Raw genomic sequence first — 21123 nt, forward strand, 5'->3', positions numbered from 1 at the left:
TTGGGGCCGCTTCGCAGCCCAGCGGGAGCAAGCTCCCTCGCCACAAAAGCATGCACATTAAACAATTGACTGGAAAATCATCATGACCAAAAAACTCTTATCCCACCCAGTCAAAGCACTGGCCCTGGCCCTCGGCCTCTTCAGCTCCGTCACCTTCGCCGCCGACGCGCCGTTGAAGGTCGGCACCACCGCCGCCTTCGCCATTCCCCTGGAGGCCGCCGTAGAAGAAGCCAACAAACAAGGCCTGAAAGTCGAACTCGTGGAGTTCAGCGACTGGATCGCTCCCAACGTCAGCCTCGCCTCGGGCGACATCGACGTGAACTACTTCCAGCACATCCCGTTCCTGGAAAATGCAAAGGCCGCCGCCGGTTTTGACCTGGTGCCGTTCGCCCCGGGCATCATCAACAACGTCGGCCTCTATTCGAAGAAATACAAAAGCTTCGACGAGTTGCCAGAAGGCGCCAGCGTCGCCATCGCCAACGACCCGATCAATAGCGGTCGCGGCCTGCAACTGCTGGCCAAGGCCGGCCTGATCACGCTCAAACAGGGCGTCGGCTACAAGGCCACCGAAGAAGACATCATCGCCAACCCGAAGAAAATCAAAATCCTCCAGGTCGAAGCCGTGCAACTGGTACGCGCCTATGACGACGCCGATCTGGTCCAGGGTTACCCGGCCTACATTCGCCTGTCGAAAACCTTCGATGCCAGCTCCGCGCTGCTGTTCGATGGTCTCGATCACAAGGAATACGTGATCCAGTTCGTGATCCAGCCGAAAAGTAAAACCGACCCGCGCCTGATCAAATTCGTCGACATCTATCAGCACTCACCAGCGGTTCGCGCAGCGCTGGACAAGACCCACGGCAAGCTCTATCAAGCCGGTTGGGAAAGCTGAGCATGACGGCCGCCATCCAACGGCGACTGGAGATTCCAGAGCCATCAAGTGCTGAACGTACCGAGTTGCCCCCCGAGCTGAACCGCGCCCACGTGCGCTTCATCGGCCTGGGCAAAACCTACAACGGCCAGCAAGGTCCGGTGGCGGCCCTGCACGGTATCGACCTGGCGATCCAGCGCGGTGAAGTGTTCGGCATCATCGGGCGCAGCGGTGCCGGCAAGTCGTCGCTGATCCGCACCATCAATCGTCTCGAACAACCGAGCAGCGGGCGAGTGCTGATCGATCAAGTGGACATCGGCGAGTTCGATGAAGACCGCCTGGTGGCGCTGCGCAGACGGATCGGCATGATCTTCCAGCACTTCAATCTGATGTCGGCCAAGACGGTTTGGCAGAACGTCGAGTTGCCGCTGAAAGTCGCCGGTGTGCCCAAGGAAAAACGCGAGCAGAAGGTCCGTGAATTGCTGGAACTGGTCGGCCTGCAAGGCAAACACAAGGCGTATCCGGCGCAGCTTTCCGGCGGGCAGAAACAACGTGTCGGCATCGCCCGTGCGTTGGTGCATGACCCGGAAATTCTGCTGTGCGACGAGGCGACTTCGGCCCTTGATCCGGAGACCACCCAATCGATCCTCGGCCTGTTGCGCGAGATCAATCAGCGCCTGGGCCTGACCATCGTGCTGATCACCCATGAGATGGCGGTGATCCGCGATATCTGCGATCGGGTCGTGGTGTTGGAGCACGGGCGAATCGTCGAACAAGGGCCGGTCTGGGAAGTCTTCGGCAACCCGCAACATGAGGTCAGCAAGACCTTGCTCGCGCCGCTGCAACACGGTCTGCCGGAAGAACTGCAAAGCCGCTTGCGGGCACAGCCGCAGTCTTCGGACGCCGCCCTGGTGCTGCGTTTGCAATTCACCGGCAATACCCGCGACGAGCCAGACCTGGCGGCGCTGTTCAGCGCCCTCGGTGGCCGCGTGCGTTTGCTGCAAGGGGGCGTGGAGCGGATTCAGGGCCACGCGCTGGGGCAATTGCTGCTGGCGGTGACCGGTTCGTCCCTCGGCGCCGAGGAATTGCGTCAGCGCGCCAGTCATTGGGCGCAACAGGTGGAGGTGCTGGGTTATGTGGTTTGATCGATTTCTGCAAGGTTTCATCGATACCTTCCTGATGGTCGGCGTGTCGTCACTGATCGCGCTGTTGGTGGGCATTCCGCTGGCGGTGATCCTGGTCACCAGCACCAAGGGCGGGATCTACGAAGCACCGGCGCTGAACCGCGCACTGGGCGCGTTCGTGAACCTGTTCCGCTCGATTCCGTTTCTGATTTTGATGGTGGCGCTGATTCCGTTCACCCGGTTGATCGTCGGCACCACCTATGGCGTTTGGGCGGCGGTGGTGCCGCTGACCATCGCCGCCACACCGTTCTTCGCGCGCATCGCCGAAGTCAGCCTGCGGGAAGTCGACCACGGGTTGATCGAAGCGGCGCAAGCGATGGGGTGCCGGCGTTGGCATATCGTCTGGCATGTGCTGTTGCCCGAGGCGCTGCCGGGGATCGTCGGTGGCTTCACCATTACCTTGGTGACCATGATCAACTCCTCGGCCATGGCCGGGGCGATTGGCGCTGGTGGGTTGGGCGACATTGCTTATCGATATGGGTATCAGCGCTTTGACAGCCAGATCATGTTGACGGTGATTGTGTTGCTGGTGGTGTTGGTGGCGGTGATTCAGTTGGGTGGGGATCGGTTGGCGCGGGGCCTCAACAAGCGCTAAGCATGGTGGAGGTCGCAGGCTTTTGTGGCGAGGGAGCTTGCTCCCGCTCGATTGCGCAGCAATCGCAAAACCTGCCACCCCGGTTTATCTGACCCACCTCATGGAATGGCTTTGGGGCTGCTTCGCAGCCCAGCGGGAGCAAGCTCCCTCGCCACAAAAGCACCGCTGCCACAGTTAATGACCCACTCCAGAAGGGAAATTTTCTCACAGGAAAATCAAGGTGCCAGCAGGCCAGATCCCTTTCATTTGCAGGACATTTCCTAGATCATTCCGCTCGCTTGCGCCTTCCAAATCGAGTGGCTAGTCTCGGTTCGTCACTGCTCATCAGTGATCGGGTTTAGTAGCCCGGATCAATAGGCGCATAGCGGTTCATGCTCATGTCTGGCACTTTTTGTCGGATGCTGAATATGGTGGCTGTGCGTAGGGCACCTTCGGGTGCACCGGTTTTCCTATTGACCGGCCTACTAACCTGCGTACAGCCGCCACCCCATCGTTTAGTAGGCGAAAAGTGACGGCTCCCATGCAGCAATAGGAGCAACACTCATGGAAAGATCCATCCCCGATCCACCTCCCGACACATCCTCCAACAAAGCCTTTACCGACGACCTGCTCAAGGACCGTTCCGCGCTTTACCGTGCGATCGATTTCCACCTCACCGGCAAGCAACCTTCGGCCCCGGATGAACTGCGCTTCTACAACGTCAGCAAAGACGTGAGCTTCGAAGACGCCCAGCTCTATGTGGCGGATCTGTTGCGCTGTGCGTCGGCCACGGCTTATCAGTGTGGTGACCACCTCAAAGGCTCCGACAGGGCATTGGTATTTTCCATTTGGCATTTGCTGGAGATCGCCAAGGCGATGGTTGATCGGTCCATCGAATGTCTGGGGATGAAGCAGAGCTGAGTCAAGATCAAAAGATCGCAGCCTTCGGCAGCTCCTACAGAACCGCGCCATGTGCCGCTCCCGTAGGAGCTGCCGCAGGCTGCGATCTTTTAAAGCGCGAAAGCGCTTATAGTCAGTGCTTCTCTCTTTTTCTGTGCAGCCGACCATGAAACAGACTCCCGCCGACCTGGAGCAGATCACCTCCACCACCCTGGGCCATTACAACGCGGTGGCCGAAGACTTCCGTGAAGGCACTCGCGATCACGATGTCAGCCAGAACATCGATGCCCTGCTACGGCACATCCAGAGTAAGGCGCCGTTCAGCATTCTCGACTTTGGCTGTGGCCCTGGCCGTGACCTGAAAACCTTCACCCGCCTGGGCCACATCGCCATCGGGCTCGACGGTTCGGAAAAGCTTGCGCAGATGGCCCGGGACGACAGTGGTTGCGAGGTCTGGCAGCAGGACTTTCTGAAACTCGATCTGCCGGCCGAGCGGTTTGACGGGATATTTGCCAATGCGGTGCTGTTTCATGTGCCGAGCCAGGAATTGCCGCGGGTGTTGAAGCAGTTGCGCGAGGCGTTGAAACCGGGCGGCGTGTTGTTCAGTTCCAATCCGCGTGGCGAGAATCAGGAAGGCTGGAACGGGCCGCGGTATGGCGCGTATTACGATCTTCAGGTGTGGCAGGAAATGCTGACCGAAGCGGGGTTTGTGGAGCTGGAGCATTACTACCGGCCAGCGGGGCTGCCGCGGGAGCAGCAGCCTTGGTTGGCCAGCGTTTGGCGTCGAGCCGACTGATCGTTGATCGTTCCCACGCTCTGCGTGGGAACGATCATTACGTAGCTTGTTTCTTCGGCTCCTGAACTTTGTACCAGGCCACATACAGCGCCGGCAAAAACAGCAGCGTCAGCAACGTCGCGATGATTATCCCGCCAATCATCGCGTAGGCCATCGGCCCCCAGAACACTTCGCGGGCAATCGGGATCATCCCCATGCTCGCCGCCGCTGCCGTCAACAAAATCGGCCGACGCCGATGTTCCGTGGCCTGCACCACCGCGTCCCACGGCGTATAACCGCTCTTCTCGAAAGAATCGATTTGGGTCACCAGAATCACCGAGTTGCGGATGATGATGCCGATCAGCGCCAGAATCCCGAGGATCGCCACGAATCCCATGGGCGTGCCGGTCGGAATCAGCGCCAGCACCACGCCGATCAAGCCGAGCGGCGCGACGCTGGCCACCAGGAACAGCTTCTGCACGCTGTGCAACTGGATCATCAGGAAGGTCGCCATCAAAAACAGCATCAACGGCACGACCTTGGCAATCGGCCCCTGGGCCTTGCCGCTTTCCTCCACCGTGCCGCCAGTGGCGACTTTGTAGCCCACCGGCAAACCGGCGGCGAACTTGTCGATGTCCGGTTGCAACTGCTTCACCAGGTCGGTCGGCTGAATCTCGTCGCGCACCGCAGCCTTGATGGTAATGGTCGGTTTGCGGTCACGACGCCATACCAGCGGTTGCTCCAGCTCGTAGCGCACCGTGGCAAACGCCAGCAGCGGAATCGAAGTGCCGCCGGGGGTGACGATCTGCAAGTTCTGCAAGGTTTCCGGGCTGCCGCGCTCGGCATCTTCAGCGCGGCCGACCACGTTGATCAGGTAGATATCATCATCGACCTGCGTCACCGGCGAGCCGACGACGATGCTGTTCATCAGGTTCGCCACGTCTTCCGACGACAGCCCCAGTTGCCGCGCCTTGTCTTGCGCGATGTCGATGCGCAGCACTTTGCCCGGCTCGTTCCAGTCGTAAATGATCTCGCCGATATGCGGGTTTTTATCCAGTTCAGTGGCCAGGGCGATCGCGTGCTTGCGCACTTGATCGATGTCTTTACCGCTGACCCGATATTGAATCGGACGCCCCACCGGCGGGCCCATTTCCAGGGCCTGGACGTAACTGCCGATGCCGACGAACTCTTCACGCAAGCGCTTTTGCAAACGAGCAGTCAGCGCCGTGCGTGACTCCAGGCCCTTGCTGACGATCACCAGTTGCGCGTAGTACGGGTTCTGCAATTGCTGGTCGAGGGGCAGGTAGAAACGGATCGCGCCTTCGCCGATGTAGGTGCTCCAGCGCACGATGTCCGGGTCGCCCTTGAGCGTCGCTTCGAGCTTGTCCACGGCTTTGCGGGTTTCGGCGATCGAGGCGTTTTGCGGCAGGTTCAGGTCGACGAGAATTTCCGGGCGGTCCGAGGACGGGAAGAACTGGTTCTGCACGAACTGCATGGAAAACACCGAGAGCACAAACAGCGCCACGGTGATGCCGATGGCCCACCAGCGATTGCGCATGGCCCAGAGCAGGCCGCCATTAAATGCCCGACCGATGCGCCCTGGCTCTGCGTCATGCGGTTTCACATTGGTGCTCAGAATATGCACACCGAGTACCGGGGCGAACAGCACGGCGACGATCCATGACACCAACATGGCCACCGCGATCACCGCGAACAGCGTGAAGGTGTACTCACCGGCGGAGCTCGCGTTCAAGCCGATCGGCACGAAACCGGCGACGGTAACCAGCGTGCCGGTGAGCATCGGAAATGCGGTCGAGGTGTAGGCGAAGGTCGCCGCTTGCTCTTTGGTTTCGCCCATTTCCAGGCGCGTGACCATCATCTCGACCGTGATCATCGCGTCGTCCACCAGCAGGCCGAGGGCGATGATCAGCGCTCCGAGGGAAATCCGCTGCATGGTGATGCCACTGTATTCCATGAAGAGGAAGACCATCGCCAGCACCAACGGAATCGAACATGCCACCACCAGCCCGGCGCGCACGCCAAGGCTGACGAAGCTGACGATCAGCACGATCACCACGGCCTCGAACAACGCACTGGTGAAACCGCCGACCGCTTCTTCCACCACTTCGGCCTGATCGGAAACGTTGTGCACGCCAACGCCCACCGGCAGGTCGGCCGTCAGCTCGTTCATGCGCAGATGCAGCGCCTTGCCAAATGCCTGGATGTTGCCGCCCTTCTTCATGGCGATTGCCAGGCCGATGGCCGGCTGGCCGTTGAAACGAAACTCCGGGGTGGCCGGATCGACATAGCCACGGCTGATGTCGGCGATGTCGGCCAGTCGGTAGAAGCGGTCGTTGAGCTTCAGGTTGACGTTGGCCAGGTCTTTCTCAGAGGCAAACTGCCCCGAGGTCCGCACCGAAATCCGCTCAGGGCCGGCCTCGATCACTCCCGCCGGGGTCACGGCATTCTGTGATTGCAGGCTCTGCACCACCTGGCGCTGATCGATGCCGAGGGCGGCGAGTTTGCGGGTGGAGAAGTTCAGGTACAGCACTTCATCCTGCTCGCCGATCATTTCGACCTTGCCCAACCCTGGCACTTCACGAATTTCGGCACGCACCTGTTCCACGTAATCGCGTAGCTGGCGCATCGACAGGCCGTCAGAGGTAAAGGCATACACCGAACCGAACACGTCGCCGAACTCATCGTTGAAGCCCGGCCCTTGCAGGCCTTGCGGGAAGTCGCCGCGGATGTCGTTGATCTTCTTGCGCACCTGGTACCAGATTTGCGGAATGTCCTTGGCGTTGGTGGTGTCGAGCAGGTTAACGAAGACCGTCGATTCGCCGGGACGGGTGTAGCTTTTCACGTAATCGAGCGAGTCGAGTTCTTCGAGTTTTTTCTCGATCCGGTCAGTGACCTGTTTGAGGGTTTCTTCCTGAGTCGCACCGGGCCAACGGGTCTGGATCACCATGGTTTTAATGGTGAACGACGGGTCTTCTTCGCGCCCCAGGTTCAGGTACGAGAACACGCCCATCAGCAGCGCGACGAACATCAAATACCAGACAAACGACTGATGCTTGAGGGCCCACTCGGATAAGTTGAAACTCCCTTTCATTGCGGGCTGCCCTCGTCGATTTTCACTTTCTGCCCCGGTTTGAGGCTGTTCACACCGGCACTGACCACCCGCTCGCCAGAGTTCACGCCGTTGGCCAGGACCACCGTGGCATCGGTCCGGCTGATCACGCTGACGTCCCGTGGCGCAACGGTTAGCGTCTGCGGGTCGATGACCCAGATCCGCGTTTTCCCATCGACCTCTTGCAGCGCACTCACCGGCAGTTCGAGGCGAGGCTTGATTGCGGAGCTGAGGGTCACGCTGATCGCCGTGCCGAGGTGAAAACCCGGCGGCGTATCGGTCAGGCTCAGGCGGGCGCGACGGGTACGGGTCGCACTTTGGGCCTGGGGTTCGATTTCACGCACGATGGCGGTGCTGGTGATGCTCGGGTCCAGCTGTGAGGCGACCTGGAACACCACGTCGGCCGGCAAATCATCGACCAGGGTGTCGGGCAAGTCGATCACCGCTTCCTTGATGTCCGGCTGCGCCAGGGTCACCACTTGCTGGCCGGCGGTCACCACTTGCCCGGCTTCGGCGCTCCACGCGGTGACAATGGCTTTGTGATCGGTGCGCAGTTCAACGTAGTTGAGTTGGTCCTGCGCCTGATTGACCGCGGCCCTGGCTTGATCGAGGGACGCCTGGGTGGTTTTCAGATCGGTCTGGGCGATGTCCAGTTGCGCCTGCGCGCCAACCCCGCGATTGAACAACTCCTGCTGACGCCGGGCGTTGGCCTGGGCGTTGATAAGCTGCGCCTGGACACGCGCCAGATCCCCTTGAGCCGAGCGCAACTGGTTCTGCTGATCGGTGGGGTCAAGGGTGGCGAGCAAGGCGCCCTTCTGTACTTCGGCGCCGACATCGACGTTACGGCTGGCGATACGCCCCGGCACACGGAACCCGACGTTGCTTTCGTAACGGGCCTGAATGCTGCCGGCGAACCGGCCGAGGTTCTCTTGATTGAGCGCTTTCACCTCTATGGACAGCACCGGCCGTACCGGTTCTGGCGGAGCTTCTTCCTTGGAACAGGCGCCCAGCAGCACAGCGGCGGACAACAGCAACAGGCGTTTCATGGTTGGGCTCCTGTCGCTGGGGTTTCGTAGGTATTTTCGACGACCTCCACCCGCACGCCCGGGTGCAGTAACTGACCACCCGCGGTGACGACTTTTTCGCCACCGGTGAGGCCAGCGCTAACAATGACTTTGCCGGTCAGGTAACGGCCGACGGTGACCGTGTGCAGCTGCGCCTTGCCCTCGGCGTCCACCAGCCACACGGCCGGGTCGCTGAGATTTTTGGTCAGGGCCGCCCAGGGCAGTTCTACCGCGGTTTTGCCCACTGGCTTGGCCGTGGCGCTCACCACCGACCCAAGCTGCATGCCTTCAGGGAGACTGTCGAGGCTGACTTTGACTTGCACCGTGCCGGTCTGCGCAGACACCGCTGGTGTGACTTCGCGAACGGTGCCCGTGGTCTTGATCTTCGGATTGTCGAGCAGGCTGACCACAATTGATCTGTCCGATGGCGGCTCGGCCAGCAGCGATTCGTAAACGTTGAACACCGCGTCACGCTCGCCATCTCGGGCCAGGCTGAAAATCGGCACCGTGGCTTGTACCACCTGGCCGACTTCGGCCTGGCGCGCGGTAATCACGCCTGGCGCATCGGCAATCAACGCGGTGTAGCTCAATTGATCGCGGGCGTTGGCCAATTGCGCTTGAGCCGCGCTCAATGCGCTCTGGCTGCTGCGCAAGGCCGCTTGGGCGGAGTCGTATTCGCTCTGGCTGGTGTAGCCCTTGGGCAGGAGTTTTTGCTGGCGAACGAAGGCGGCGGCAGTCTGTTTGACCCGCGCCTGTTCGGCAACCACCTGGGCCTGGGCCGAATCGACATTGGTTTGCAGGTCTTTGGGGTCAAGCCTGGCCAGCACTTGTTTGGCCGACACCCGGTCACCGACATCGACCATGCGCTGGATGATCTTGCCGCCCACGCGGAACGACAACTCGGTCTGGACTCGGGCCTGAACATCACCGGTGAGTGTCACTGCGGCGGCGTAATCGGTTGGCTTGACCTCTTGCACGAAAACTCGCGGGCGGTCCTTCTCGACGGGCTTTTTATCGCCACAGGCGGTCAGCAAGGCAAAGATGCTCAGGCCAACCATTAATTTCAATCCGGGACCCGCCATGCAGACTCCTTTGCGTTGTACGTACGTGCCAGTGACGATACGACTGTGAGCTTAGAACAGGGTTCCACCTTCGCCCACGCCGATAATCGAAGACCGCGATCTTTTGACTTTAGCGATCGTGATATCGCCGGAAGATCAAAAGATCGCAGCCTTCGGCAGCGCCTACAATGTTAATTCATCAACGCGGTGATCCTGATGCCGATTTGGTGGTCGGGCAGCGGATGCTGGATGAGCCGGCGTGGTACTGGCCTGACTGAGACACAGTGACCGTTCCCACACCTGTGGCGAGGGAGCTTGCTCCCGCTGGGGCGCGCAGCGGCCCTAAACCTGAGCATGCGGTTTGTCTGAGGTAACGCATTGATAGGTTTTGCGGCTGCTGCGCAACCGAACGGGAGCAAGCTCCCTCGCCACAGGTGGAAACGTTTATCTGAAGCAAATCACCCCTGCCACTTCCCACCCTCGACAATCACGCTCTCAGGCCTGGTGTCATCGCTCAGCTCTTTACGCACGTACTGGTCGTACAGCTTGAGCAAAAATTTATCCTCACCCAGCTTCGCCAACTCGGCATTCACCCAGTCACGCAGTTCGATGTTGCCCTTCTTCACCGCCGGGGCGATCGGTGCTTCGGCACCCAACTTCTGCTCCAGTACACGGTAGCCCGGGTTTTGTTTGGCCCAGCTGAACAACACCAGATTGTCCTGCGCATAGGCGTCGCCGCGACCATTGGCCAGGGCTTGCAGGGACTCGGAGTTTTTCTCGAACTTCAGCAGTTTCCAGTCCGGGTGATTTTTGGTCAGCCAGACATCGGCTGTGGTGCCCGTGGTCACGATAGTCGTGCGGGTCGCCAGGTCATCCAGATTTTTCACCGAACTGGCCTGCGGCACCAGCGCCTGCACCGCCACCTTGAGGTTCGGGTTGGTGAAGTCCACCGCTTCCTTGCGCTCCGGGGTGACGGTCATGTTGGCCAGGATCAGGTCAACCTTGTCGCTTTGCAGGAATGGAATCCGGCTCGCCGGCTCCACCGCCACGAACTCGACTTTGTTTTCATCGCCCAACAGATCCTTGGCGAATTGGCGGCCAATGTCGGTATCGAACCCCACGTAGTGCCCGGCTTCATCGACAAAACCAAACGGCGGTTTGTCGGTGAACACGCCGACAATCAGCTTGTCCCGGGCTTTGATCTTTTCCAGGTATCCGGCCGGTGCGCTGCTGACGCTGGCGACTTTCGGCTTGGCCGGTTCTTCGGTTTTGTTGCAACCGGCCAACAGCGCCAGGCCGAACAGCGGGAGTAGCAGCAGAGAAGACTTGGCAGTTTTCATGGCAGTTCCAATTCCTTTATTTGAGTCGTTTTGGGTAGTGCGGCGACGAAGGAGAACTTCTCCAGGAACTGCTGCGCTCGTGCGGTTTGCGGGTTCGTAAAGAAAATCTCGGGGGGGTGTTGCTCAAGGATGCGCCCGGCGTCCATGAACACGATGCGGTCGGCCACGGCGCGGGCGAAGGCCATTTCGTGGGTGACAATCAGCAGGGTCATGCCCTCGCGGGTCAGGCCCTGAATCACTTCGAGTACCTCCTTGACCATCTCCGGGTCGAGGGCTGCTGTGACTTCGTCAAAGAGCATGACCTGGGGATTCATGCACAGCGAACGGACGATGGCGATGCGTTGCTGCTGACCACCGGAGAGCTGACGCGGGAACGCATCGCGCTTGTCCAACAGGCCTACGCGTTCCAGCAAGGCTTCAGCCTGGGCACAGGCTTCGCGGCGGTCGCGCTTCTGCACTTTCACCGGGCCAAGCAGCACGTTATCGAGCACGCTCATGTGCGGGAACAAGTGATAACTCTGGAATACCATGCCGATCTGCTGACGCACTTCGCGCCAGTCGGTGCCCTTGTCCAGCAACTCACGCCCGGCAAAATTCAAGCTGCCGCTGTGAGCGACTTCCAGGCCGTTGAGGCAGCGCAGCAAGGTGCTTTTGCCACAGCCGCTGGGGCCGAGGATGACGATCACTTCGCCCGTTTTCACCTTCAGGTCGATGCCGTTGAGCACCTGCTGCTCGCCGAAAAACTTGTTGAAACCCTTGAACTCGATCAATGCGCTCATGCTTGCGTCCAGCGCCGCTCCAGCACGCGGGAAGCGGCTGACAGCGGGTAGCAGATGAAAAAGAAAAACAGAAACAGCGCGCCATAGATCAGTACCGATTCGTAGGTGCGCTCGATGATCTGCTGGCCGACCTTGATCACGTCCACCACGCCGATCAGCACCGCCAGGGAACTGGTCTTGATGATCCGCGTGTAGACGTTGATGGTCGGCGGCGTCATGCGTTTCAGCGCCTGGGGCAGCAGTACGTAGCCGTAGAGTTGCGGGCCGTTCAAGCCAATCGACAATCCCGCTTCTCGCTGGCCGCGCGGTAACGAATGCAAGGCGCCGCGCACCACTTCCCCGACTTCGCTGGCGCCCCACAGCGACAGCACCAGCACCGCGCACCAGAAGCTCGGAATGCTCAGGCCGAAAAAAATCGGCAGGCCGAAGAACAGCAAATACAACCAGACCAGCACCGGGATCGCCCGGAACAGTTCCAGATAGACCCGCAAAATTGCGTTGAGCCACGTCGAATTCAGCGTGCGCAACACGCCATAGAGCACGCCGCCGATAGTGCTGAAGGCGATGCTCAGGAAAGAAATCGACAAGGTTTGCGCGGCGCCCTTGCCCAGTTGCGGCAATGACACCATAAGCAACTCAAGACCCGAACTGGCCATGCTGGAGCCTCCTTTCCAGACGGCTGAGCAGCAGCGACAACGGCAAAAACAACAGCACGCAGATCAACGTCAGCACGGCGAGCATTTCGTAGGTTTTGTAATAGAGCGCGATGTAGCTCTTGGTGGTGTAGAGAATCTCCGGCACCGCCACCGCCGAGACCACCGTGGTTTCCTTGAGCAGGAAAATGAAATTGGCGAACAGTGACGGCAGGCTGAGGATGCCGGCCTGCGGCAAGATCACGTAGCGCAGCAATTGCCCGTGGGACAAGCCAATTGAACGACCGGACTCAAGTTGGGCCTGAGGCACGGCATCCACGCCGGCACGCAGGACTTCGGTGAGGTAGGCTCCACCGAGAAAGGTCATGGTGATGATCGCTGCGGCGAAGCCCGAGACTTTGATGCCCAGGGCCGGCAACGCGAAGTAGACGAAGAACAACTGGATCAGCAATGGCGTGTTACGCGCCAGCTCCACATACAGCCCGACCAGGCGCTGCAGGTAAGGCGTGCGAAACACCAGAATCGTCGCGTTGACCAGCGCCACCAGCAATGAAGTGCCAATGGCGATGAAGCCGACCTGCAGCGTCACGCCAACGGCTTTGAGAAACGCCGGCAGGGTGCTGAGGATAAATGCGTAATCGAAGGTCATTGAACATCCTGTACGCCGCTCGGTAAGCGACGATGGCGCAGTCCATGGGCAGTGGATAACCACCCGGCAAGCACCGACTTTAAAGGTATAAAAATAGGAATTTAAATACCGTTAAAGCATATTGATATCACGCAAAAAACTATTCTGCGGATTTGCGACGGCAGCGGGAGACGGCTATTTTCCTTTGCGCTGTAGGAAGGATCTTTTTTTCGAGATACCCCTCCAAGGACATGCAGCTTTTGGCCAGACTCCCCCGGCCGAACCATCACAAGGAAGAGAACATGGCTAACGTAAACGTGCCACAGCGGCTGGATCCGCAGGACATCGTGAAATTGCTGGTGGCGCTGCGCAGGGCGTTGAAGGCCAGAGAGGCCTAGACCGAGAGCAGGTTCCCTGTGGCGAGGGAGCTTGCTCCCGCTGGAGGCAGAAGGACACCCAACCCATCCAGCGCGGTGTATCAGTCATAATGTACTGGCAGGGTTTACGACTGCTTCGCAGCCGAGCGGGAGCAAGCTCCCTCGCCACAGGTGAAACACACCCCAATAAAAAACGCCGACGCTGTAGTAGCCGTCGGCGTTTGAAACCTTGAAGGGGTTCGAGACTGCGGTGAATCAGAACGCCGGCAGTACCGCGCCACTGTATTTTTTGTCGATGAACGCCTTCACTTCCGGGCTGGTCAGGGCCTTGGCCAGTTTCTGGATGGCAACGCTGTCCTTGTTGTCCGGACGTGCCACCAGGAAGTTCACGTAAGGCGAATCGGCACCTTCGATCACCAGCGCGTCTTTAGCCGGGTTCAGGCCGGCGTCCAGCGCGTAGTTGGTGTTGATCATGTCCAGGTCGACCTGGTCCAGAACACGCGGCAGCATGGCCGATTCCAGTTCCTTGAACTTGAAATTGTGCGGGTTCTTGGCGATGTCTTTCGGGGTGGCCAGAGCGTTTTTCGGGTCTTTCAACTCGATCAGGCCAGCCTTCTGCAGCAGGATCAGGGCACGGCCGCTGTTGCTGCCTTCGTTCGGGATGGCGATGGTTGCGCCGTCCTTCAGCTCAGCCAGGGTTTTGACTTTCTTTGAGTAGCCGCCGAACGGTTCGACGTGCACACCGATCACAGTCACCAGGTTCGTGCCTTTGCCTTCGTTGAAGCTTTTCAGGTACGGCAGGGTCTGGAAGTAGTTGGCGTCCAGACGCTTCTGGTCGACCTGCACGTTCGGCTGAACGTAGTCGGTGAAGACTTTGATCTCCAGGTCCACGCCTTCTTTGGCGAGGGTTGGCTTGATCAGTTCAAGAATCTCGGCATGTGGAATCGGCGTCGCCGCAACCACCAGTTTCTCGCCAGCCTGGGCCAGGCCCGCAGTCAGGGCAGCCGCCAATGCGGTGAACAACAGAACCTTTTTCATGCAGTGTCCTTATCGAAAATCACGGTCGTCATCGACGACGGCTAAATGTTTAGGTGCCAGTGAAGTGCTATCGCTGGCGTGACGCGGACAATACCGGGATTTTTTATTCCCGAACAATATCTTTTATTCACTTTCATATTCCATTTTGTTCATACAACTGCCGCACCCGATGTAGGAGCTGCCGAAGGCTGCGATCTTTTGATTTTGGCGATTTCAAAGCCATCGAAGATCAAGATCAAAAGATCGCAGGCTGCGCCAGCTCCTACGAAAGCCCAGTGTCTTTGAGCAGTTGTTTCAAGGCCTCTTTTTCGGTGGCGGAGCCGCTGCCGAGGATTTTTTTCAGTTGCTGCTCGATCTGTAGCAACGATGCAGACGCCTCGGGCAGATTCAAATGCTCCGGCAAAATTTCATCGCCAGTACTCACCAGCAGCGCAAAGTGAATGACGTTCTCCAGCTCTCGGGTGTTGCCCGGCCAACTGTGTTGCTCCAGCAGATGCTGCGCGGCTTCGCTGATCAGTGGCACCGGCAGGTCGAGGCGTTGGCTGTAGATGCCGAGGAAGTATTCGGCCAGCGACAAAATATCGCCTACCCGCTCACGCAAGGCCGGCAGTTCGAGCTGGCCCTCGCTGAGGTAGTGATAAAGCCGCTCATGGAATTTTCCGGCAGCCACTGCCTGGGCCAGATCGATGCTGGTGGCCGCCACCAGACGCACGTCCACCGGGCTCGGGTGGTGCGCCCCAACGCGGGTAACTTCGTGGTTTTCCAGGGCTGCGAGCAACTTGATCTGGATCGGCAGCGGCAGATCGCCGATCTCGTCCAGATACAAAGTGCCGCCGTTGGCCGAGCCGAACCAGCCGGCACGACTGCTGGCCGAACCGCTGTAACTGCCGGCGGCATAGCCGAACAATTCAGCGTCAGCATAAGTCGGGCTGATCGCGCCGCAATTGACGGACACGAACAACCCGCCACGATCACTGGCGCGATGGATGTGCCGCGCCAGCAGTTCTTTACCGCTGCCGGTTTCACCGCGAATCAACACCGAGATCGAACGTGGCGCCAGTTGTTCCAGCTCCTGGCGCAATTGCCGGGAACGCGGATCGACAAACACCAGCGCCTTGGCGCGGATGCTCAGCGGGCTTTTCTCCGCATCGGGAAAGGTCAGCAATGGCTGACCGAAAGTTTCATGCAAACTCATGGCAGACTCCCGCCCAAAACCGCCGGGAGGCGGGGGCGATTTTTAAAGAAAAAGAATGAGGTTCAAGCGCGGCGCAGGGCGTGCTGTTCCATGCGGTTTTGCAGCCGATAGAGGTACGCAAAACCCTGCTCCCAGCGCCGGTGACCGGACTTCACGTTGATGTGCCCGGCCCCCGATAAAATCCCCGCCTCGGCGCCCCACTGACGCGCCAGTTCAAGCGCACGTGGCGCGCTCACGGCGGCGTCGTTGTCAGAGCTGACGACCTGGCTCGGGAACGGCAATAAATGGGTCGGGATCGGCGCAAAGTTGCGCAGCGCCGGCGCGCAGGCCGGGCGCTCGACGTCCGCCGGCGCGACCAGCAAGGCGCCGCGCACCTGACGCAAAAATTGCAACGGCGCGGTGGCCGCCCAATGGGCGACGGTGATGCAACCCAGGCTATGGGCGATCAGGATCACCGGCGTGCTGTCGGCGGCAATCGCCTCGGCCAACGCTGCGACCCAGTCTTCACGACGAGGCGTCAGCCAATCGGCCTGCTCCACCCGCGCGCTGTTTGGCAGACTGTTCTGCCAGTGGGTTTGCCAATGATCTTCTGGCGATCCTTGCCAGCCCGGCACAATCAGGTAGCGAATTGATTCGTTGCGCATGGGGGAGCTCTCCTGCTGTGTGTCTGTTCCTGATCGAGTATAGGGAGGAGAGTTATATTCGCTAAGGAATAAGAAGCTATTTATTAAGACCAATATCGAATATGCGTTTGCCCGAAATAAAAAAGGGGCCGCACCCTGCCAAGGAGACGGCCCCGGAAACTCAAAATCTGTTTGCGCTGATCAACAATCCTGAAGCCGATGATTGGCGAAATCGGTTATCCAATAAAGGAATATTTAATTACTTTATTAGACCTAAATAGCATATACAAATCATCTTCGACAATCGTCGACCCCTCGCTGCTTGCGTCACAACGTAGCGTCCCTTTGGGTCAAATTGATGACGAGCGTTTTTCGCCTTTGAGTTTCCGGGTGCCTTGCTCAAACCTGGGCGGCATGCACCTGACGGGGTTCTGTGGTCGCCTTGTGCGCAAATCGGTTCGCCCGTGCAAACGTCCCGAAATCATTGAACCGAACCCCCATCTCCCGCATCACCTCATGCGCCACCGGAACGGTCATCTGGCGGATGTAAAACGGCTCTTTCACCACAAAATGATGGATCCCGTGGCTGCTGCCAAAGTTGAAGCAGAACGCCTGCAACGGCCACAGCCACCAAGGGTTCAAAACCTGAGTCTGCTCAATCACATTCCCCGGTTCCACATCACCGTAGTAGTGCATGTTCGAGCTGACAAAGTGCAGGCAGAACGTGCGCAACACGTTCGGACCGATGATCACCACGACAGCGATGTCGATCACTTGCATCACCGCCAATGTCGTCGCCGACCATTCGATGGGCACAGCCAACAGATGCGCAATGCCGTTGACGGCGTGAAAACCGAGGAACACATACCACGCCCCCCAATGCATCAGCGCCAGCGGTGCGTAAACTTTCAGGGAGCGCTTGAGGATGCTGAACTTGTGCGCCCAGGTCTTGGCCCGCAGCATGCGGATAAACGCCGACATCACGTTGTCGCCAACCATCAACAGCCGCGCAAAACCCCAGCGCTCACCGTTGGTGATCGCCCGCTCTTCCATGTCGGCTTCGGTGCCGGACACCTTGTGGTGGTTGAGGTGCAAATGGCGGCGGATCCACGGATTGATGGTGCTCGGCCGCGCCAGCCACACCAGGCCCATCATCAGGTTATGCGGCACCCGCTGTTTGCGAAAATACATGCTGTGAATCAGGTCATGCTCAAGTTCATGGGTCAACGAAGCGAAAAACGCGTTGAGCAACAGGCATGCCCACCAGGCCATGTATCCGTTGATATAGAGCACTGCCGAACCGATCATCCCGGCCAGGGCGAAGGCCAGGATGCCCGCACCCAAGGCGTCCTGATGGTTGAGAATCGGGTAGCGCCGACGCAACTCGACGCCCTTGGCCAATACCACCTGGCGAATATGCGCTGATCGTTGTGCTGCATTCAGTCGCTGGGGACTTGCAGAAGTACCGTCCATGCTTCCATCCTCTGGTTATTGATGTTCGCATCCTGCCCTGTGATGCTTCACACAGCGGTAGCCGTGAACGCCAACCTGTTGACCGGACGCGCCAATCGACATGACTGAACCGACCTCCCTCGCCAGCTGGACCCGCGCCCTGCGCAAGCAGCTCGATGCGCTGGGCCTCGACAGCACCGCCCTGTGCCGACAGGCGGGGCTCGACCCGCGGTTGATGGACGACCCGAACGCCCGCTACCCGTTGTCCGGCACCACGCGCCTGTGGGAAATCGCCGTGCAGGTCAGTGGCGACCCGGCGATTGGCTTGCGGGTGTCGCGGTTTGTCAGCCCGACCACGTTTCATGCGCTCGGGTATGCGTTGGTGGCCAGCGGCAGCCTGCGGGAAGTGTTCGAGCGCATCGTGCGTTATCACCACGTGGTCAGCGATGCGCTGGACCTGGAACTGACCCGCGCCGAGGATCGCTACCGTTTCCGCCTGAAAATCCCCCAGGGCAACCCCGCGCCCGCCTTCGAAGCCATTGACGCCTTCACGGCGATCTACGTGCGCACCTGCCGCAATCGCCTGGGCCGTGACTACGCGCCGCTGGCGGTTTATCTGCGCCGTCCGGAACCTGCCGACCCGCATCAATGGCACAAAGTGTTCCGCTCACCGGTGTATTTCGCCGCCGAGGAAGACCGACTGGAATTCGCCCTGGTGGATTTCGACAGTCACCTGGACGACGCCAACCCGGAACTGGCCGAACACAACGAAACCGTACTCAAACGCACCCTGGCGCAACTCAAGCCCCTGACCTGGGAGCGCAAGGTCCGCGACGCCATCGAAGAGCAACTACCCGAAGGCGAACCGTCGGCCGATCGCATCGCCGAGGCACTGCACTTGAGTTTGCGCAGCCTGCAACGGCACCTGGCGGATGAAGGTTGTCGGTTCGATACGCTGCTCAACGAAAGTCGGGAAAACCTGGCGCTGCTGCACCTGCGCGACCCGCAATGCTCGTTGAGCGAGGTCAGTTATCTATTGGGATTCGCCGACACCAGCAGCTTCAGCCGCGCGTTCAAGCGCTGGACCGGAATGACGCCGGGACAGTTTCGGGATGGGTTGCGGTAATAGATCCGCAAGGAGCGTTGAGATTTCCGGCCCGCGATAGCAATTTCTCAAACACCAAATGAAACCGCTACCGCCCCCGATCTCGCCGCAACAGCTTGCGCACCCGCTTCACCAGCTCGCTGACGGTAAACGGCTTGAGCAGGTAATCATCCTCATGCAGCTCCAACCCGCGCAGCCGGTCCTCGATGCCGTCCGTGGTGGTGAGCAACAACACCGGCGTATCGCCGAGCTTGCGGATTTGCTGCAGCAACTGCCAGCCGTTGAGCCCCGGCAGCATCACATCGAGGATGATCAATTCATATTCGCCAGATTCGATAAAGCGTCGGCCGTCCATGCCATTGAGCGCTACATCCACCGCATAACTCGCTTCGCTCAGGCCTTTGGCCAGGAGGCTGGCGGTCTCGGGCTCATCTTCCACTAACAGCACACGCATGGCACACCTCGATTATTCAGCCTTACAGGCTAAGCCCCTTCGAGTGAGTTGCCCATGACAAACTTATTTTTCCGGCTGAGGGGTTCTGTCGAGTGTGGTTCTATTGAAGGAGGTAAAAGCCGCGCCCATTCATTTTCGACAGGTCACGGCTTGATGGGACGAGTTAACAAGGGACTTACTGACCGTCGCTTACCTTGAAATCAAAAATATCCGTAAATGGCGACCTTTCTCGGCCCATCGTTTGAAATGCAACGGCTGAGTAATTGCCTATCTCAAGAGCAACGTCGTTGGACCATTTACCATCAACTCCGGCATCCACCGACGTGAGTTCGGTACCATCAATGGGGACCTTAACGACTACTACCTGCCATCCCGGAAGAGCGGTTCCGGAGAATTTTACCGGGTTTCTGACATTATCATTTTTTGTCGGAGTATCAACGACAGGTGGAGCAATGTTTTTGTTGGTCGGAAGCTCAGTGCGATCTACACCACCAGCTGCTTTGCCTTGGTTAATATTGCTCATAGTGCCCATCTCCTTTGGTTGTCGTCTTCGACAATCTTCTTTTTATACCTCTGACCTCCAGCTATCTACTGTCATATCTGATAGGTAGCCCGTAGCTTCTCCAAATCCAGAATCTCAATTTCACCATAACCCAGACCGAGTATTCCCTGCCCCTGCAAGTCCTTGAGGATCTGGTTGGTGGTCTGGCGCGACAACGACAGCATCGACGCCAGTTGCTCCTGCGGCAGTTGCAGAACGCGGCGCGGCAGGTCGATTTCACCATAGCCCTCGGCGATCATCAGCAAGCGATGGGCCAGGCGCGCCGCGGCCGGCATCAGGCTCAGCTGTTCGAGGTTGATGAAGGTCAGGCGCAGTTTGTGGCTCATCAACAACGCCAGTTGTCGCCAGTACACCGGGTGTTCATCTAGTAATGCCAGCAGCGCCGTTTGCGGGATGTGCAACAGAATGCACTGGCCCACGGCGTAGGCATCATGGGTTCGCGGCTGACTATCGAACAGGCAGATTTCGCCGAACCAGTGCGGCGGTTCCACCAGACTCAGCAGCGCCTCCTTGCCCTGCTCGCTCACTGCGCCAATGCGCACCGAACCTTCAAGCACCGCATACAACCCGCACGGCGGATCACCGCGTTTGAACAGCAGTTGCCCCGGCAATAGGCGCCGAACCCGGGCGATTGTCAGCAGACTATCCTGTAAGGAAACAGGTAAATGACTGAACCATTGCCCCGTATCCAGGCGCGAACGCCAAACCTGCATGTCCATGAAAACTCCTGGAGATTGTCGCCTGGCTGACAGAGCGAGAGATGAACCCGGGGCATCATCAATCACCCTACAGGAGGAATAACAATGAAAAGCCTCGTTGACCATCTCAGTCAATACGCCGCTTACCACCGTGATCCGCGCAATATCGCCAGCCACTTCGTGGGCATCCCCCTGATCGTCGTGGCGGTCGCGGTGTTGCTGTCGCGTCCGCAATGGGCCGGGGGCTGGCTGTCACCGGCAGTGCTGGTGTCACTGGTGTCGGCGTGGTTTTACCTGCGCCTGGAACTGCGGCTGGGAGTGCTGATGACGGTATTGCTGGGCCTGTCGGTCTGGCTGGGGCATGTGCTTGCGCAGCAAAGCACATTTGCCTGGCTTGGCGCCGGCATCGGGATGTTTGTGGTGGGCTGGGCGATTCAGTTTGTCGGTCATCATTACGAGGGGCGCAAACCGGCGTTTGTCGATGATGTGACGGGGTTGATTGTCGGGCCGTTGTTTGTAGTGGTGGAAGCAGGCTTCCTGCTGGGGCTTCGGGGCGAGCTGAAACGAGCCATCGAAGAACGCGCCGGGCCAGTGGCCTTGCGCAATCAACGCTCCGCCGCCTGAGAAAAAGAGCGGTAACGGATTGATGCCGTTACCGCT

General features: G+C 59.2%; 21 protein-coding genes. 7 read left to right on the forward strand and 14 right to left on the reverse strand.

The genetic code is table 11. The annotated features are described in order from the left end of the window. Nucleotides 1-82 precede the first annotated feature (82 nt). From ACCC96_RS13670 to ACCC96_RS13690, 5 genes are all read left to right on the forward strand, one after another. Nucleotides 83-892 (forward strand): MetQ/NlpA family ABC transporter substrate-binding protein, encoded by an 810-nt coding sequence (locus ACCC96_RS13670; protein ID WP_413696084.1) that lies wholly within the window; start codon nt 83-85, stop codon nt 890-892. Nucleotides 893-894: 2 nt separating this feature from the next. Then, nucleotides 895-2016 (forward strand): methionine ABC transporter ATP-binding protein, encoded by a 1122-nt coding sequence (locus tag ACCC96_RS13675; RefSeq protein WP_413696085.1) that lies wholly within the window; start codon nt 895-897, stop codon nt 2014-2016. Further along, nucleotides 2006-2650, forward strand: coding sequence for a methionine ABC transporter permease (locus tag ACCC96_RS13680; protein ID WP_413696086.1), 645 nt, complete (start codon nt 2006-2008; stop codon nt 2648-2650). The genes ACCC96_RS13675 and ACCC96_RS13680 overlap by 11 nt, the downstream gene beginning before the upstream one ends. Nucleotides 2651-3193: 543 nt before the next feature. Then, the gene (locus tag ACCC96_RS13685) at nt 3194-3550 is read left to right on the forward strand and encodes a DUF6124 family protein (RefSeq protein ID WP_413696087.1); all 357 of its coding nucleotides are present in this window, start codon (nt 3194-3196) and stop codon (nt 3548-3550) included. A 145-nt stretch (nt 3551-3695) separates the two neighbouring features. Beyond that, entirely contained in the window at nt 3696-4325 is a 630-nt protein-coding gene (locus ACCC96_RS13690; protein WP_413696088.1) for a class I SAM-dependent methyltransferase, read from the forward strand. A gap of 37 nt (nt 4326-4362) precedes the next feature. Here ACCC96_RS13690 and ACCC96_RS13695 read toward each other — a convergent pair whose 3' ends face one another. The 11 genes from ACCC96_RS13695 to ACCC96_RS13745 all read right to left on the reverse strand — a co-directional run bounded on the left by ACCC96_RS13695 (nt 4363) and on the right by ACCC96_RS13745 (nt 17665). Next, nucleotides 4363-7416 (reverse strand): efflux RND transporter permease subunit, encoded by a 3054-nt coding sequence (locus ACCC96_RS13695; RefSeq protein WP_413696089.1) that lies wholly within the window; start codon nt 7414-7416, stop codon nt 4363-4365. Continuing rightward, entirely contained in the window at nt 7413-8480 is a 1068-nt protein-coding gene (locus ACCC96_RS13700; protein ID WP_019651526.1) for an efflux RND transporter periplasmic adaptor subunit, read from the reverse strand. The genes ACCC96_RS13695 and ACCC96_RS13700 overlap by 4 nt, the downstream gene beginning before the upstream one ends. Further along, complete coding sequence (locus ACCC96_RS13705; RefSeq protein WP_413696090.1) at nt 8477-9580, reverse strand: efflux RND transporter periplasmic adaptor subunit; 1104 nt, start codon at nt 9578-9580, stop codon at nt 8477-8479. The genes ACCC96_RS13700 and ACCC96_RS13705 overlap by 4 nt, the downstream gene beginning before the upstream one ends. A gap of 437 nt (nt 9581-10017) precedes the next feature. Beyond that, entirely contained in the window at nt 10018-10899 is an 882-nt protein-coding gene (locus ACCC96_RS13710) for a transporter substrate-binding domain-containing protein (RefSeq protein WP_413696091.1), read from the reverse strand. After that, entirely contained in the window at nt 10896-11678 is a 783-nt protein-coding gene (locus ACCC96_RS13715) for an amino acid ABC transporter ATP-binding protein (RefSeq protein ID WP_413696092.1), read from the reverse strand. Before ACCC96_RS13715 ends, ACCC96_RS13710 begins: the two co-directional genes overlap by 4 nt. Then, complete coding sequence (locus ACCC96_RS13720) at nt 11675-12334, reverse strand: amino acid ABC transporter permease (protein ID WP_413696093.1); 660 nt, start codon at nt 12332-12334, stop codon at nt 11675-11677. Before ACCC96_RS13720 ends, ACCC96_RS13715 begins: the two co-directional genes overlap by 4 nt. Further along, nucleotides 12315-12980, reverse strand: coding sequence for an amino acid ABC transporter permease (locus ACCC96_RS13725; protein ID WP_018929351.1), 666 nt, complete (start codon nt 12978-12980; stop codon nt 12315-12317). Before ACCC96_RS13725 ends, ACCC96_RS13720 begins: the two co-directional genes overlap by 20 nt. Before the next feature lie 611 nt (nt 12981-13591). Further along, complete coding sequence (locus ACCC96_RS13730; RefSeq protein WP_007941045.1) at nt 13592-14374, reverse strand: MetQ/NlpA family ABC transporter substrate-binding protein; 783 nt, start codon at nt 14372-14374, stop codon at nt 13592-13594. A 262-nt stretch (nt 14375-14636) separates the two neighbouring features. Then, on the reverse strand, nt 14637-15569 hold the full coding sequence (locus tag ACCC96_RS13735) for a sigma 54-interacting transcriptional regulator (protein ID WP_413696094.1): 933 nt from the start codon (nt 15567-15569) through the stop codon (nt 14637-14639). 62 nt (nt 15570-15631) lie between these two features. After that, on the reverse strand, nt 15632-16213 hold the full coding sequence (locus ACCC96_RS13740; protein WP_064615794.1) for an alpha/beta hydrolase: 582 nt from the start codon (nt 16211-16213) through the stop codon (nt 15632-15634). Between the two features lie 378 nt (nt 16214-16591). After that, nucleotides 16592-17665: a fatty acid desaturase gene (locus ACCC96_RS13745; RefSeq protein WP_413696095.1), complete on the reverse strand. Its 1074-nt coding sequence runs from the start codon at nt 17663-17665 to the stop codon at nt 16592-16594. A gap of 100 nt (nt 17666-17765) precedes the next feature. Between ACCC96_RS13745 and ACCC96_RS13750 the strand changes: the two genes are divergently transcribed. Continuing rightward, on the forward strand, nt 17766-18770 hold the full coding sequence (locus ACCC96_RS13750) for an AraC family transcriptional regulator (protein ID WP_413696096.1): 1005 nt from the start codon (nt 17766-17768) through the stop codon (nt 18768-18770). Between the two features lie 67 nt (nt 18771-18837). Here ACCC96_RS13750 and ACCC96_RS13755 read toward each other — a convergent pair whose 3' ends face one another. The 3 genes from ACCC96_RS13755 to ACCC96_RS13765 all read right to left on the reverse strand — a co-directional run bounded on the left by ACCC96_RS13755 (nt 18838) and on the right by ACCC96_RS13765 (nt 20484). Then, on the reverse strand, nt 18838-19203 hold the full coding sequence (locus ACCC96_RS13755) for a response regulator (protein WP_019581708.1): 366 nt from the start codon (nt 19201-19203) through the stop codon (nt 18838-18840). Between the two features lie 175 nt (nt 19204-19378). After that, nucleotides 19379-19726, reverse strand: coding sequence for a hypothetical protein (locus tag ACCC96_RS13760; protein WP_258671915.1), 348 nt, complete (start codon nt 19724-19726; stop codon nt 19379-19381). Between the two features lie 71 nt (nt 19727-19797). Then, the gene (locus tag ACCC96_RS13765) at nt 19798-20484 is read right to left on the reverse strand and encodes a Crp/Fnr family transcriptional regulator (protein ID WP_413696097.1); all 687 of its coding nucleotides are present in this window, start codon (nt 20482-20484) and stop codon (nt 19798-19800) included. Nucleotides 20485-20568: 84 nt separating this feature from the next. On the opposite strand from ACCC96_RS13765, the gene ACCC96_RS13770 reads away from it, so the two are divergent. Further along, complete coding sequence (locus tag ACCC96_RS13770; RefSeq protein WP_258671911.1) at nt 20569-21087, forward strand: DUF962 domain-containing protein; 519 nt, start codon at nt 20569-20571, stop codon at nt 21085-21087. Nucleotides 21088-21123: the final 36 nt, after the last annotated feature.

Origin of the sequence: Pseudomonas sp. Pseusp11, assembly GCF_047304405.1 — a bacterium.
Lineage (GTDB): Bacteria > Pseudomonadota > Gammaproteobacteria > Pseudomonadales > Pseudomonadaceae > Aquipseudomonas.